This is a genomic window from Nonomuraea sp. B208 (genome assembly GCF_057536035.1).
This window is the reverse complement of the sequence record NZ_BAAJOU010000028.1, coordinates 834,426-848,499: the sequence shown is the minus strand read 5'-3', so window position 1 is coordinate 848,499 and position 14,074 is coordinate 834,426. Positions and strand designations below refer to the sequence as shown.

At 73.6% G+C, this 14,074-nt stretch carries 12 protein-coding genes; 10 read left to right on the top strand and 2 right to left on the bottom strand.

The window, feature by feature from the left end; translation table 11 throughout:
- Window positions 1-208: 208 nt before the first annotated feature.
- The 3 genes from AC27IY_RS40220 to AC27IY_RS40210 all read left to right on the top strand — a co-directional run bounded on the left by AC27IY_RS40220 (window position 209) and on the right by AC27IY_RS40210 (window position 3,348).
- The gene (locus tag AC27IY_RS40220; protein WP_487181177.1) at window positions 209-1,213 is read left to right on the top strand and encodes a LacI family DNA-binding transcriptional regulator; all 1,005 of its coding nucleotides are present in this window, start codon (window positions 209-211) and stop codon (window positions 1,211-1,213) included.
- Window positions 1,210-2,631 (top strand): rhamnulokinase, encoded by a 1,422-nt coding sequence (locus AC27IY_RS40215; protein ID WP_344218559.1) that lies wholly within the window; start codon window positions 1,210-1,212, stop codon window positions 2,629-2,631. Before AC27IY_RS40220 ends, AC27IY_RS40215 begins: the two co-directional genes overlap by 4 nt.
- Window positions 2,632-2,811: 180 nt before the next feature.
- Window positions 2,812-3,348 carry an NUDIX hydrolase family protein gene (locus AC27IY_RS40210; protein ID WP_344218557.1) on the top strand — a complete coding sequence of 179 codons (537 nt, stop codon included), beginning with the start codon at window positions 2,812-2,814 and terminating at the stop codon, window positions 3,346-3,348.
- A 15-nt stretch (window positions 3,349-3,363) separates the two neighbouring features.
- On the opposite strand, the gene AC27IY_RS40205 is transcribed toward AC27IY_RS40210, so the two are convergent.
- Window positions 3,364-4,986 carry an arylsulfatase gene (locus AC27IY_RS40205; RefSeq protein ID WP_487181176.1) on the bottom strand — a complete coding sequence of 541 codons (1,623 nt, stop codon included), beginning with the start codon at window positions 4,984-4,986 and terminating at the stop codon, window positions 3,364-3,366.
- 39 nt (window positions 4,987-5,025) lie between these two features.
- On the bottom strand, window positions 5,026-5,904 hold the full coding sequence (locus AC27IY_RS40200) for a MurR/RpiR family transcriptional regulator (RefSeq protein ID WP_344218553.1): 879 nt from the start codon (window positions 5,902-5,904) through the stop codon (window positions 5,026-5,028).
- Between the two features lie 85 nt (window positions 5,905-5,989).
- On the opposite strand from AC27IY_RS40200, the gene AC27IY_RS40195 reads away from it, so the two are divergent.
- From AC27IY_RS40195 to AC27IY_RS40165, 7 genes are read left to right on the top strand one after another with little or no spacing between them, the layout of a single operon-like run.
- Window positions 5,990-7,549, top strand: coding sequence for an ABC transporter substrate-binding protein (locus AC27IY_RS40195; protein ID WP_371251683.1), 1,560 nt, complete (start codon window positions 5,990-5,992; stop codon window positions 7,547-7,549).
- 1 nt (window position 7,550) lies between these two features.
- Window positions 7,551-8,519: an ABC transporter permease gene (locus AC27IY_RS40190; RefSeq protein ID WP_344218549.1), complete on the top strand. Its 969-nt coding sequence runs from the start codon at window positions 7,551-7,553 to the stop codon at window positions 8,517-8,519.
- Window positions 8,516-9,343 carry an ABC transporter permease gene (locus AC27IY_RS40185; RefSeq protein WP_344218547.1) on the top strand — a complete coding sequence of 276 codons (828 nt, stop codon included), beginning with the start codon at window positions 8,516-8,518 and terminating at the stop codon, window positions 9,341-9,343. The genes AC27IY_RS40190 and AC27IY_RS40185 overlap by 4 nt, the downstream gene beginning before the upstream one ends.
- On the top strand, window positions 9,340-10,239 hold the full coding sequence (gene murQ / locus AC27IY_RS40180; protein ID WP_487181175.1) for an N-acetylmuramic acid 6-phosphate etherase: 900 nt from the start codon (window positions 9,340-9,342) through the stop codon (window positions 10,237-10,239). Before AC27IY_RS40185 ends, murQ begins: the two co-directional genes overlap by 4 nt.
- Window positions 10,236-11,414, top strand: a complete 1,179-nt coding sequence (locus tag AC27IY_RS40175; RefSeq protein ID WP_449945458.1) for an anhydro-N-acetylmuramic acid kinase — start codon at window positions 10,236-10,238, stop codon at window positions 11,412-11,414. The genes murQ and AC27IY_RS40175 overlap by 4 nt, the downstream gene beginning before the upstream one ends.
- Window positions 11,411-12,478 (top strand): serine hydrolase domain-containing protein, encoded by a 1,068-nt coding sequence (locus AC27IY_RS40170; RefSeq protein ID WP_487181174.1) that lies wholly within the window; start codon window positions 11,411-11,413, stop codon window positions 12,476-12,478. Before AC27IY_RS40175 ends, AC27IY_RS40170 begins: the two co-directional genes overlap by 4 nt.
- Entirely contained in the window at window positions 12,475-14,070 is a 1,596-nt protein-coding gene (locus AC27IY_RS40165) for an ABC transporter ATP-binding protein (protein WP_487181173.1), read from the top strand. Before AC27IY_RS40170 ends, AC27IY_RS40165 begins: the two co-directional genes overlap by 4 nt.
- Window positions 14,071-14,074: the final 4 nt, after the last annotated feature.

The window sequence follows — 14,074 nt, the reverse complement described above, 5'->3', positions numbered from 1 at the left end:
CCGTTTCCCGATGGGCGCAGTACGGTGGACGCGCGACGTGCGGCGGCTGGGGTGAAGAACGATTCAATGCCACCGTTCAATGGAGGGGGCGGTTCTTCCCGGGAGGTAGAACGTTTTACCAGCAAGACGGCGACGTCGGTGCGCGGCGCGGTCCGGTAGCCGCGCGCTGACTGGCGTCCCGCCGGTTGGTACGTTTTAATGAGGCGTCATGGCCATGGTCAGCATCAAGGATGTCGCCGCGCACGCCGGCGTCTCCCCCGGCACGGTCTCCAACGTCCTGAACCGGCCGGGCAAGGTCGCCCCCGCCACCAGGGAGCGCGTGGAGGCGGCCATCAGGGAGCTGGGGTTCGTCCGGCACGGCTCGGCCTCGACGCTGCGCGCCGGGCACAGCAGGACGATCGGCCTGAGCGTGATCGACATCGGCAACCCGTTCTTCACCGAGGTCGCCGCCGGTGTCGAGGACGTCGCGAGCGAGCTGGGCTACGCCGTGATCCTCGGCAACTCGGCGGGCTCCCCCGACAAGGAGGACCGCAACCTGCGGGTGCTGGCCGAGCACCGGGTGCGCGGCGTGCTGATCACCCCGTCCGGCGAGGACTCCGGCCGGCTCGACCGGCTGCGCGAGCACGGCATCAGCGTGGTGCTCGTGGACCATCCCGCGCACCGGCCCGACCAGTGCGCGGTCGCCGTGGACGACGTGGCGGGCGGCCGGGCCGCCGTGGCGCACCTGCTGGCCAGGGGCGCGCGGAGCGTCGCCTGCGTCACCGGCCCGCTGACCATCCGCCAGTGCGTGGAGCGCCGCGACGGCGCGCGGGCGGCGCTGCGCGGCGCCGGGCTCGACCCGGCGGAGCTGCGCGTCGTGGAGGCGGCCACGATGACGGCCCGCGGGGGCGAGAAGGCCGCCGCCGAGCTGCTGGCCGGCGAAGCCCTGCCCGAGGCCGTCTTCTGCGCCAACGACCTGCTCGCGCTCGGCGTGCTGCGGGCGCTGCTGCGCGCCGGCGTGCGGGTGCCCGAGGACGTGGCGCTGATCGGCTACGACGACATCGACTTCGCCGCCGCCTCGACGGTGTCGCTGAGCTCGATGCGGCAGCCGACGTACCAGCTCGGGCGCATTGCCACCGAGCTGCTGCTGGACGAGTGCGACAACCCCGACACGCACGCGCACCAGCACATCATGTTCCAGCCTGAGCTCGTCGCTAGGGAGTCCACCCAATGACCCGTTTCGCCGCCGTGGACCTCGGCGCCTCCAGCGGCCGGGTGATGCTGGCCGACCTGTCCGACGGCCTCACCCTGACCGAGGCCCACCGCTTCCCCAACGGCCCGGTCCGCGTGGCCGGCCGGCTGCACTGGGACGTCCTCGGCCTCTACCGGGAGATCCTGGCCGGGCTGCGGGCCGCCGGGCCGGTCTCCTCCATCGGCGTCGACTCCTGGGCCGTCGACTACGGCCTGCTCGACGAGAGCGGCGCGCTGCTCGGCAACCCGGTGCACTACCGCGACGACCGCACCCGGGGCGTGGCCGAGCGGGTGGCCGCCGAGGTCGGCGCGGAGACGCTGTACGAGACCAACGGGCTCCAGGTGCTGCCGTTCAACACGGTCTACCAGTTGCTCGCCGACCGGCTCGACCGGGCGGCCACGATGCTGCTCGTGCCGGACCTGCTGGCGTACTGGCTGACCGGCGAGATGGGCGCGGAGGTCACCAACGCCTCCACCACGGGCCTGCTCGACGTGCGGGGCAGGACGTGGGCGTACCCGCTGATCGAGCGGCTGGGGCTGCCCGCCCGGCTGTTCCCGCCGCTGCGGCAGCCCGGCGAGGACATCGGCGGGCTGCGGCCCGACGTGGCCGCCGAGCTCGGCTGGTCGGCCCCGGTGCGGGCGGTCGGCTCGCACGACACCGCCTCGGCCGTGGCCGCCGTGCCCGCGACCGGCCCCGCCTTCGCCTACGTCTCCTGCGGCACCTGGTCGCTCGCCGGGGTGGAGCTGCCTGAGCCGGTGCTGACGCCGGAGAGCCGGGCCGCGAACTTCACCAACGAGGCCGGCATCGACGGCACCGTACGCTACTTGCGCAACGTGATGGGCCTGTGGCTGCTGCAGGAGTGCCTGCGCGCCTGGCAGGGCGCCGACCTGGGGCAGCTGCTGAAGGCGGCGGCCGGCGAGCCGCCCTTCGCCGCCGTGGTCAACCCGGACGAGCCGGTGTTCCTGCCGCCGGGCGACATGCCGGCGCGGATCGCCGCCGAGTGCCGCCGCACCGGGCAGACCCCGCCGGTCACCGAGGCCGGCTACGTGCGGTGCGTGCTGGAGAGCCTGGCGCTCGGGCACCGGCGGGCGGTGCGGCAGGCCATGGAGCTGTCGGGGCGCGAGGTCGAGGTCGTCCACCTGGTGGGCGGCGGCTCGCGCAACGAGCTGCTGTGCCGGCTCACCGCCGACGCCTGCGGGCTGCCGGTGGTGGCCGGCCCGGCCGAGGCGACGACGTTCGGCAACGTGCTGGTGCAGGCGCGCGCCGCCGGGCTGGTGTCCGGCCTGGACGAGATGCGGGCGCTCGTGGCCGCGGCCGGGCCGCTGCGCCGCTACGAGCCCTCGGGCGACGCCCGCGCCTGGGACGAGGCCGCCGCCCGCGTCTTCCCCGGGGCGCTCTGACCGGCCGTTTCCCGCCGCGAGCCGCCGGGCAGGAGTCGGAGCATGAGCAAGAAGATCGTCCACTATCTGCCGTTCCTCGGCATCGTGCTGGCCGTCTGCACGGCGTCGTGGCTGGCCGGGCGCACCCTGCTGCCACCGGTCAGGGCACGGCGCTGAGAACCTAGGCCGTACGATCAAGCAATGACCGAAAAGACCGAAACGACGCCCGCCTGGCTGTCACCGGAAGAGCTGGAGTCGGTACGCGGCCGCATGCCGATCCTCTACGTCGACGCCGTGCCGGTGCGGGTCGACGAATACGGCGTGGTCACCCACGTCGGCCTGCTGCTGCGCATCGCGTCGGACGGCACGGTCAGCAGGGCGCTCGTCTCGGGCCGGGTGCTGCACCACGAGCGGGTCCGCGACGCGCTGCTGCGCCACCTGGAGAAGGACCTCGGCCCCGTGGCGCTGCCGCGCATCCCGGCGTCGCCGCAGCCGTTCACGATCGCCGAGTACTTCCCGACGCCGGGCGTCACGCCCTACCACGACCCGCGCCAGCACGCGGTGTCGCTGGCCTACATCGTGCCGGTCGCGGGCGACTGCCGGCCCCGGCAGGACGCCCTCGACCTGGTGTGGTTCACGCCGGAGGAGGCGGGCTCCCCGGCGGTGCAGCAGGAGATGACGGGCGGGCAGGGCGTGCTGCTGAAGCAGGCGCTCGCCCATGTGGGCCGGCTGACCTGACCGGTCGCGGGCAGGTCAGCGGGAGGCCAGGGCGCTCCTCGCGTGCGGGCGGCGGAAGAGCTGCGAGCGGCCGAGCGCCCTGAACGCGGCGCGGGCGACCGCGCGGCCGGGGCCGCCGGCGGGCAGCGGGAAGCCGACCGAGATCGCCATGCCGGGCTCGACCCGCTCCACCTTGCTCGCGCGGGCCTTGCGCGGGCCGTCCACGCCGAGCACGACGTCGTTCCAGGGCACGCCGGAGCCGTTCTCCAGGGTGACCACGAGCTCGTCGCCGACGACCTCGCTGCGCAGCCCGTACGGGATGCGTGGATCGTCCCCGATCTCGGCGTCGAGCGTGGCCGTGAGCTCGGCGGCCAGCTCGGGGCGGGCGGCGGCGAGGTCGTGCCGCTCCCCCGGGTCGGCGGTCAGGTCGTACAGCTCGACGCGCTCGGGCCGGGTCCCGGCGGCGTCCGGGGCGATGCGCACGGCCTTCCACCGGCCGCGGCGGATGGCCTGCGCCTTCTCCGGCCGGTTCCAGACGAGGTGCTTGTGCCGGGGCGCGCTCGCGCCGGTGAGCAGGCCGCGGAAGGAGACGCCGTCCAGCCGGGCGGGCACCGGCACCCCGGCGAGGTCGGCCAGCGTCGGCATCAGGTCCCAGCCCGCCACCGGCTGGCGGACGACCCGGGGCCGCAGCGCGGGCGACCAGGCGATCATCGGGACGCGCAGGCCGCCCTCGTACATCGCGCGCTTGCCTGACCGGTAAGGGCCGTTGGCGTCGAACAGGTCGGGCGTCACGCCCTGCTCGTGGTGCGGGCCGTTGTCGCTGAGGAACAGCACCAGCGTGCGCCCGGCCAGCCCGTTGTCGCGCAGCGCGCCCGTCAGCGCGGCGACGTCCCGGTCCAGGCGGGTGATCTGGGCGGCGTGCCGGCGGTTGGCGTCGCTCCAGGGGCGGCTCTCGTAGGGGCCGGCGTCGCCGGGGACCGCGCTCGGCGCGTGCGGCAGGTTCGTCGGGTAGTAGAGCAGGAACGGCTCGTCGCGGTGCTGCTCGATGTAGCTGACGGCGCGCCGGCGGAACAGGTCGGGCGCGTACTGCCGGCCGTCGAGTCCGACCTTCTGGTCGTTGTGCCAGAGGTACTTCGGGAAGTACTGGTGGGCGTGCTTGTGGCCGATGTAGCCGTAGAACTCCTCGAAGCCGCGCTCGTTGGGGTGCGAGGGCTGCCCGGCGCGGTCGGGGCCGAAGCCCCACTTGCCGATGCAGGCGGTGCGGTAGCCGGACAGGTTCAGCAGCTCGCCGAAGGTGAGGTCGGCGGCGGTGAGCGCGTGCTGGGGGCCGCCCCCGGGGTTCTCGCGTACGGTGCCGTGACCCGCGTGCAGCCCGGTGAGCAGCGCGCAGCGGGAGGGCGCGCAGATCGGGGCGCCCGCGTAGGCGTCGGTGAAGCGCACGCCCTCGGCCGCCATCCGGTCCAGGTGCGGTGTCCTGATCAGGCGCTGGCCGTAGCTGCCGAGCTCGCCCCATCCCAGGTCGTCGGCGAGGATGACGAGGATGTTGGGACGGAAGGGTAACCCTCCCCTGGCCGCCGCGGAGGCGGGGGACGACGGGGAGGCGGCGAGGCCGGCGAGGGTTCCGGCGAGGAGAGCGCGGCGGGAGGGCCCGTTGATCACGACGGGACCATATCGGACATGGCGGTCCGCCGCCCACCGCTAGCCGCGCTTGACCGCCCTCGGGTGCACCACCGCGTACGTGTCGCGCAGCGCCGCCATCGACGCGTCGTAGGACGCCTGGGCGACCCCGGTGAACAGGCAGTCCACCACCATGAGCTGGGCGATGCGGCTGCCGAGCGCCCCGGAGCGGAACGCGGTCTCGCGGGCGGCCGTGGTGAGGGTCACATCGGCCGCGCGGGCCAGCGGCGAGTCCAGGAAGTTCGTGATCGCGACCGTGGCCGCGCCGGACCTGCGGGCGATGGCCAGGAACTCGGCGGTGTCCACGGTGGCGCCGCTGTGCGAGACCGCCACCGCGACGCAGGTGCCGTCCAGGACTGCGGCCGAGGTCCACGCGGAGTGGGCGTCGTGCCAGTTGATCGCGGTGCGGCCGATGCGGGAGAGCTTCTGCTGCAGGTCGAGGCCCACCAGGGCGCTCGCGCCGACGCCGAAGGTGTCGATGCGGCGGGCGGCGCCGACCATCTCGACCGCGCGGGCCAGGGCGTCCAGGTCGAGGGAGCGGGCGGTGTCGGCGATGGACAGCGTCTCGTTCATGGCGACCTTGGAGACGATGCCGGCCAGGCTGTCGTTGCGGTCGATGTCGCCGGGCGCCTCGGCCAGGCCGGAGGTGGCCAGCTCCTCCCTGGCCAGCGCCCTGGTCAGGTCGATGGTGAAGTCCTTGTAATGGGCGTAGCCCATCCGCCGGTAGAAGCGGACGACCGAGGTCGTCGAGGTGGCGCAGCGGGCGGCGAGGTCGGCGATCGACAGGTTGGCCGCGGCGGGGTCGGCGGCGAACGCCTCGGCGATGCGCCGCTCGGACGGGCGCAGGCCGGGCATGGCCGCGCGGATGCGGATCAGCAAGGTGCCGGCGTCCTCGGCCATCGTCAACCATCCCGGTCAGGAAAAGAAAATACCCTGGTGGTAGGGTCTCGGTAATTTTATAACCCAATGTCCTGAGGAGGCCACCATGCCCCGTGGCGCGCTTTCCGCGGCCGCCCTCGCCGCGACCCTGTCCCTTGCCCTCGCCAGTTGCTCGTCCTCCTCCGGGTCCGACTCCTCCGGGCCCGCCCCCGGCGCCGAGGGCACGGGCGGCGGCAAGCCGCTGGTGGTCGGCGTGACCTCCGACCCGGACACCTTGTTCCCCTGGAAGGCCACCCAGTTCCAGGCCGTCAACGTGCTGCAGAACCTGTACGGCACGCTGACCGAGTTCGACAAGGACCTCAACGTGGTCCCCGGGCTCGCCGAGTCGTGGGAGGCGTCGGAGGACGGCAAGACCCTGACGCTCAAGCTGCGCCAGGGCGTCACCTTCGCCGACGGCAGCGCCTTCGACTCCGCGGACGTCAAGTCCTCCCTCGACAAGATCATGGACGAGAAGACCGCGGCCGTGGCCCGTGCCTCGCTGTCGTCGGTGAAGTCCGTCGAGGCGCCCGACGCGACCACGGTGGTGCTCAAGCTGTCCGCCCCGGACGCCGCGCTGCCCGCCAACCTGGCCACGGTGAACATGGCGATGCTCTCCTCCGACGACACCGAGGAGAAGCTGTCGGCCACCCCCAACGGGACCGGTCCTTTCAAGCTGGGCAAGCGGGTGCCGAGTCAGTCGATCACGCTGACCAGGAACGACGCGTACTGGGGCGCGGAGAAGGCGAAGTCGCCGGCGGTCGAGTTCCGGGTGATCCCCGACGAGTCGTCCATCGTCTCGGCCATGCAGTCGGGCAACGTGCAGCTCGCCGTCTTCAACGACCCGCTGGTGGCGCAGACCGCCGAGGGCGGCGGCACGATCACCGTCGCCAAGACCCCGCAGCTCAACTATCACGTGCTCCAGCTCAACGCGCGCCGCGGCGAGCTCGGCGACGTCAACGTGCGCCTGGCCGTGCAGTGCGCCATCGACCGCAAGCAGGTGCTCGACACCGCCGCGCTGGGCGAGGGCGAGGTGACGGGACCCAACACCGCGCCGGCCTTCAAGTCGGACCCGAACAAGCGGCCCTGCCCCGCCCGCGACCTGGCCAAGGCCGCCGACTACCTCGCCAAGGCCGGCAAGTCCGGCGGGGTGACCATCAAGACCATCGTCTCCCAGGGCGAGTACGCCACCTCCGTCAACGAGGCCCAGAACCTCAAGGCCCAGCTCGCCGAGGCCAAGATCAACCTGGACCTGGAGGTGCTGGAGTCCGGCGCGTTCGTGGACCGCTGGGTGGCCGCCGACTTCGACGCGGCCGTGGCGCTCAACGGCGGCCGTCCCGACCCCGACGGCTCCTACGGCCGCTACTTCACCAGCGACGGCAACCTCAACAAGGTCGCCGGCTACAGCTCCGACAAGCTGGACAAGCTGTTCGCCGAGGGCAAGGCGACCACCGACCAGGCCGCCCGCAAGGCGATCTACGACCAGGTGGCCGCCGAGCTGGAGGACAACGCGGCCTGGATCTGGCTGTTCTCCGGCTACACCTACACGGCGACGACCTCGGGCGTGCAGGGCTTCACGCCGATGGCCAACGGCTCGCTGCAGTCGCTGCGCGCCGCGTCCGTCTCCTGACATGAGAGCGTTCCTCCGCAACCGGGCCGTCCGGCGGGCGGCGGGCACGGCGGGCACCCTGTTCGGGGTGGCGGTGTTCGTGTTCGTCATGCTCCGGGCGATCCCCGGCAACCAGATCACCGCGGGCCTCGGCACCGAGGCCGCCGCGCTCACCCCGGCCCAACAGGCGGCGCTGGAGCGCTACTACGGGCTCGACCGGCCCCTGGTCGCGCAGTTCTTCGCCTGGCTCGGCAACATGTTCACCGGCAACTTCGGCTACTCCGCCCGCAACCAGCAGAGCGTCCTCGACCTCACGTTGCGCTCGCTGCCGGTGACGGCCGAGCTGGCGGTGCTGTCGATCCTGCTGGCGCTGCTCATCGGGGTGCCGCTCGGCATGCTGGCCGCCTCCCGCCCGAACGCGGCGCGGGACGCGCTCGGGCAGGTCGTGAGCCTCGCCGGGCTGTCGATCCCGGCGTTCCTGCTGGCCACCACGCTGCTGTCGGTGTTCGCCGCCTCGTTCGGCTTCAACCCCAACGGGCAGGGCTTCGCGACGCTGGCCGAGGACCCGCTGCTCAACCTGCGGCAGATGGTCCTGCCCGCGCTCGTGCTGGGCTTCGGCATCGCCGCGCCGATCCTGCGCACCACCCGGGCGGCGGTGCTGGAGGTGCGCTCGGAGGACTTCGTCCGCACCGCCCGCGCCAAGGGCGTGCCGGAGCGGCGGCTGCAGGTCAGGCACGTGCTCGGCAACGCGCTCGTGCCCATCGTCACCATGACCGGCCTGCAGTTCGGCTACCTGCTCGGCGGCGCGGTCGTGGTCGAGCAGATCTTCTCCGTGCCCGGCATCGGGCGGCAGGTGCTGCTCGGCATCCAGCAGAAGGAGTACGCGGTCGTGCAGAGCACCGTGCTGGTGATCGCGCTGGCGTTCGTGCTGGTGAACCTGCTGACCGACGTGCTCTACCGGGTGATCGACCCGCGGGTGAGGGCGTCGTGAGCGCGCTGCGCAGGAGCCCCGCCGCGGTGTCGGGAACGGTGATCCTGGTGCTGCTGGCCGTGGTGGCGGCGCTGTCGTTCCTCGGGCTGCTGCCCTATGACCCGATCGCGCAGAACCCGCCGGAGCGCTTCCTCGCGCCGTCGGGGTCGCACCTGTTCGGGACCGACCAGTTCGGCAGGGACGTGTTCGCGCGGGTGGCGGCCGGGGTCGGCAACTCGGCGCTCATCGCGGTCGTCGCGGTGGCGTTCGCGACCGCGCTCGGCACGCTCGGCGGCCTGGTGTCCGGCTTCTACCGGGGCCTGGCCGACGGCGCGATCGGCGGGGTGACGAACGTGCTGTTCGCGTTCCCGCCGCTGCTGCTGGCGCTGTCGCTGGCGTCGGTGCTGGAGCGCAACTGGTTCACCGTGGCGGTGGCCATCGCCATCGTGTACGTGCCGATCTTCATCCGCGTCACCCGCGGCCCCGTGCTGTCGCTCAGGGAGATCGAGTACGTCAAAGCCGCGGTGGCGACCGGCCAGAGCCGCGCGCAGATCATGTTCCGGCACGTGCTGCCCAACATCACCTCGATCATCGTCATCCAGGTCGCCCTGTCGTTGTCCTGGGCGGTGCTGACCGAGGCGTCGCTGAGCTTCCTGGGGCTCGGCACGCCGCCTCCCGCGCCGTCGCTCGGCTCGATGATCTTCGAGGCGCGCAGCCTGGTGTTCGTGGCCCCGTGGACGCTGATCGCGCCTGGCGCGGTCGTCGTGCTGCTCGTGGTGGGGCTGAACCTGCTGGGCGACGGCCTGCGTGACACACTCGACCCGCGAAACCGAGGTAAGCGGTGAATCTGACCAACCTGACCACAGAAGCGGCCGACCCCCGCTTCTCCGGCATCGACACGATGAGCGTCGCGGAGCTCGCCGCGACCATGAACGCGGCCGACGCCACCGTCCCCGCCGCCGTGGCGGGAGCGCTGCCCCAGATCGTCGCGGCCATCGAGGCCACGGCCGAGCGCATGCAGCGCGGCGGGCGGCTGATCTACGTGGGTGCGGGCACGCCGGGGCGGCTCGGCGTGCTGGACGCCTCCGAGTGCCCGCCGACCTTCGGGACGCCGCCCGACCAGGTGTTCGCGATCATCGCGGGCGGCCCGCGGGCGATCGTCGCGCCCTGCGAGGGGGCCGAGGACGACGAGGAGGCCGGCGCCGCCGCGATCGACGGGGCCGGCGTCGGGCCGCTCGACACCGTCGTGGGCATCGCCTCCAGCGGGCGGACGCCGTACGTGGTGGCCGCGGTGCGGCGGGCGGCCGAGCGCGGCGCGCTGACCGTGGGCCTGGCCTGCAACACCGGTACGCCGCTCGGCGCGGCGGCCGCGTACGCCGTGGAGGTGCCGGTCGGGCCCGAGGTGATCAGCGGCTCGACCCGGCTCAAGGCGGGCACGGCGCAGAAGCTCGTGCTCAACATGTTCTCGACCATCGTCATGGTGCGGCTCGGCAAGACGTACGGGAACCTGATGGTGGACGTGCGGCCGAGCAACGGCAAGCTGCGCGAGCGGGCCGTGCGCATCGTGCGCGCGATCACCGGGGCCGGGCGCGCCGAGGCGCTGTCCGCGCTGCGGCAGAACGGTTTCAACGTCAAGCAGGCGGTCGTCGCCTCGCGCTTCGACCTGACGCCCCAGGAGGCCGCGGCGCGGCTGGCCGGGGCCGGCGGGCGGCTGCGGGCGGCTCTTGGGGAGCGGGTATGAGGATTCTCGGGATGATCTCCGGCACCTCGCACGACGGCATCGACGTGGCCGTCGTCGACTTCACGCCGGAGGGTGAGGTGCTGCGCGGCCGGGTCGGGCACACGGCGAGCACGCCGTACCCGGCGGAGCTGCGGGCGCGGCTGCTCGCGGCGCTGCCGCCCGCGCCCGTGACGCTGGCGGAGGTGTGCGTGCTGGACACGCTCATCGGGCAGTGCTTCGCCGAGGCCGCGGCGGCGGCGATCGAGGCGGGCGGGCCGGTCGACCTGATCGTCTCGCACGGGCAGACGGTGTTCCACTGGGTGGAGGAGGCGCACGCGCGCGGCACCCTGCAGATCGGGCAGCCGGCCTGGATCGCCGAGCGGACCGGCGTGCCGGTGCTGTCGGACGTGCGCATCCGCGACATCACGGCGGGCGGGCACGGCGCGCCGCTGGTGTCGGTGCTGGACGGGCTGCTGCTGGGCGGCCTGGAGAACGGCGCCGCCGCGCTGAACCTGGGCGGCATCTCGAACATGACCGTGCTGCGCGACGGCCGGCTGTACGCCTACGACATCGGCCCGGCGAACGCGCTCATCGACGCCGTGGTGACCGCCCGCGGCCTGGACCCGAGGGGCTACGACGCCGGCGGCGCGATCGCGGCCTCCGGGCGGGTGCACCCCGGTCTGCTGGCGGCGCTGCTGGACGAGCCCTACTACCGGCTGGCCCCGCCGAAGAGCACCGGCAAGGAGCTGTTCCACCTGGGCTACGTGGAGGCCGCCCTGGCGGGCCTGCCAGAAGGGGGCACGGACGGGGAGGTGAGCGACGCCGACCTGGTGGCGACGCTCGCCGAGCTGACCGTGCGGACCGTGGCCGCCGACGTGCGAGCCGCGGGGGTGGCGACGCTGGTGGTCTCGGGCGGCGGCTGCCGCAACCCGGTCATCATGGACGGCCTGCGCGCGGCCCTGCCCGGCGTGCGGGTGTCGCCGTCGGACGCCTACGGGGCGCCCGCCGACGACAAGGAGGCCATCGCGTTCGCGCTGATCGGCTGGCTGAGCGCGCACGGCCTGCCCGGCACGGTGCCCGGCGGGACGGGCGCGTCCGCGCCGCGCGTCCTCGGCACGCTGACCCCGGGCGCGGGGCCGCTGGTGCTGCCCGCGCCGGTCACGTCGCCGCCCCGATCGCTGGTGCTGGCCCGATGAGCGGGGTTCCGGCCGCCGCCGAGCGGCCGCCCGAGCCGCCGCCCGGCCTGATCACCGCCGCCCGCACGCCGTGGTTCGACCTCGACGAGTGCACCGGCCACCGCACCGTCCGCCAGGAGGGCGGGGCGCTGGCCGGCGAGGCCCCGATGACGCCGGACACCCACCACGACCTCGCCTCGGTCACCAAGGTCGTGGCGACCACGACGGCGCTCATCCGGCTGGTGTCGGAGCGGCTCGTGGACCTGGACGCGCCGCTGAGCGCGTACCTGCCGCACTCGTACGAGGCGATCACCGTACGGGACCTGCTGCTGCACCGGGGCGGCCTGTGGGAGTGGTGGCCGCTGTACGTGCGGGCCGACCTGCCGCCGCCCCGCTACCGGCCCGGCCGCGCCCGGCACTACTCCGACCTCGGCTTCATCCTGCTCGGCCGGATCGTCTCGGCCGTGACGGGGCTGCGGCTGGACCGGGCCGTGGCCGAGCTGGTGACCAGGCCGCTCGGCCTGACCCGCACCACCTACGCCCGGCCCACGGGCACCGAGGTCGCCATGAGCGCGCTCGACGACCGGGTGGAGATGACCATGCTCGACACCGGCCGCCCGTACCCGGTCCCCTACCGCAGCTCCGACTTCGCGGGCTGGCGGCGCGGGCCGGTGCTGGGCGAGCCGGCCGACGGCAACGCCTTCCACGCCCTCGGCGGCGTCGCCGGGCACGCGGGGCTCTTCTCGACCGTGCCCGACCTGCTGCGCTACTGCCTGGTGATGTCCCGGTACGAGGAGCACGACCGTCTGTGGCGGCCGGAGACGGTCCGCGAGTTCTTCGCCCCCGGCCCCGACCCCGAGCAGGCGCTCGGCTTCCGCCGCTACGCCCTCGACCTGGGGGGCGAGAGCGTGACCGTGCTCGGCCACCCCGGGTACGTCGGCTGCGCGATCGGCTTCGTCCCCGGCCGGGACGTGGCCCTGGTCGTGGCGAGCAACCGCCTGCTCGTCACGGGCGAGCCGACGCCGACCGACGACCTCTGGCACGGCCTGCTGCAGGCCGTCACGCGACAGACGAGGAACGCATGACCCCGCTCCTGGAGATCCGCGGCCTGTCGGTCGCCTTCCGCACCCGCAAGCAGGACGTCACCGCCGTACGGAACGTCTCGATGGACATCCTGCCCGGCCAGACCGTCGCGGTCGTCGGCGAGTCGGGCTCGGGCAAGTCGACCACGGCCGCCGCGATCAACCGGCTCCTGCCGGACAACGGCCGCATCACCGCCGGGGAGATCCTGTTCGAGGGGCGCGACCTGGCGCGGGCGAGCCGCAGGGAGATGACCGCGATCCGCGGCGCGGGCATCGGCCTGGTCCCCCAGGACCCCATGTCGAACCTCAACCCGCTCATGAAGGTCGGCGACCAGATCGCCGAGGCCCTGGAGGTGCACGGCGCGGCCACCGGCAGGGCGGCCCGCGCGCGGGTGCTGGAGCTGCTGGACCTGGTCGGCATCCCCGACCCGGAGCGGCGGATCGGGCAGTACCCGCACGAGTTCTCCGGCGGCATGCGCCAGCGGGCGCTGATCGCCATGGGGCTGGCCTGCCGGCCGCGGCTGCTCATCGCCGACGAGCCCACCTCCGCGCTGGACGTCACCGTGCAGCGGCGCATCCTCGACCAGCTCGCCGCGCTCACCGCGGAGATGGGCACGGCGGTGCTGCTCATCACGCACGACCTGGCGCTCGCGGCCGAGCGGGCGGACGTGGTGGCCGTGATGTACCAGGGCGAGATCGTGGAGACGGGACCGGCGGGCGAGATCCTGGCCGCGCCCGGCCACGACTACACCAGGCGGCTGCTGCGCGCGGCCCCGAGCCTGTCGTCGGTGCGCGTGGCCGAGCCTCCGGGACCGCCGCCCGAGGACCTGGTCGTGGTCGAGGGGCTGCGCAAGGTCTTCCCGCTGCGCGGCACGGACGAGGAGCTGGTCGCGGTGGACGACGTGTCCTTCCGGATCCCGCGCGGGCGTACCGTCGCGATCGTGGGCGAGTCCGGCTCGGGCAAGTCCACGACCGCCAACCTGGTGCTCGGCCTGGAGGCGGCCACCGCGGGCGGCATCCGGTTCGACGGCACCGACCTGGCCGGGCTGGGGCGGCGCGAGCTGTTCGCCTTCCGCCGCCGGGTGCAGCCGGTCTTCCAGAACCCGTACGCCTCGCTCGACCCCCGCTACACCGTCGAGAAGTCGATCACCGAGCCGCTGCGCGTGCACGGCGTGGGCACCGCGGCCGAGCGCCGCAAGGCCGCCGCCGATCTGCTGGAGCAGGTGTCGCTGCCGGCGTCGATGGGCGAGCGGCTGCCGCACGAGCTGTCCGGCGGCCAGCGACAGCGGGTGGCCATCGCGCGGGCCCTCGCCCTGTCGCCCGAGCTGGTCGTGCTCGACGAGGCGGTCTCCGCGCTCGACGTGCTGGTCCAGGCGCAGATCCTGGAGCTGCTCGGCGAGCTGCAGCGCGAGCTGGGCCTCAGCTACCTGTTCATCAGCCACGACCTGGCGGTGGTCCGGATGATCTCGCATCAGGTGCACGTGATGCGGCGCGGCCGGATCGTGGAGAGCGGCACGACGGAGGAGATCTTCGACCGGCCGGCCGACGGCTACACGCGGGAGCTGCTGGCCGCCATCCCCGGGGGGACAGAGTAGGAGG

Coding starts and splice junctions, on each gene's coding strand:
- AC27IY_RS40210 (WP_344218557.1), top strand. CDS start 2,812: ATGACCGAAAAGACCGAAACGACGCCCGCCTGGCTGTCACCGGAAGAG.
- AC27IY_RS40200 (WP_344218553.1), bottom strand. CDS start 5,904: ATGGCCGAGGACGCCGGCACCTTGCTGATCCGCATCCGCGCGGCCATG.
- AC27IY_RS40215 (WP_344218559.1), top strand. CDS start 1,210: ATGACCCGTTTCGCCGCCGTGGACCTCGGCGCCTCCAGCGGCCGGGTG.
- AC27IY_RS40175 (WP_449945458.1), top strand. CDS start 10,236: ATGAGGATTCTCGGGATGATCTCCGGCACCTCGCACGACGGCATCGAC.
- AC27IY_RS40220 (WP_487181177.1), top strand. CDS start 209: ATGGCCATGGTCAGCATCAAGGATGTCGCCGCGCACGCCGGCGTCTCC.
- AC27IY_RS40165 (WP_487181173.1), top strand. CDS start 12,475: ATGACCCCGCTCCTGGAGATCCGCGGCCTGTCGGTCGCCTTCCGCACC.
- AC27IY_RS40170 (WP_487181174.1), top strand. CDS start 11,411: ATGAGCGGGGTTCCGGCCGCCGCCGAGCGGCCGCCCGAGCCGCCGCCC.
- AC27IY_RS40195 (WP_371251683.1), top strand. CDS start 5,990: ATGCCCCGTGGCGCGCTTTCCGCGGCCGCCCTCGCCGCGACCCTGTCC.
- AC27IY_RS40190 (WP_344218549.1), top strand. CDS start 7,551: ATGAGAGCGTTCCTCCGCAACCGGGCCGTCCGGCGGGCGGCGGGCACG.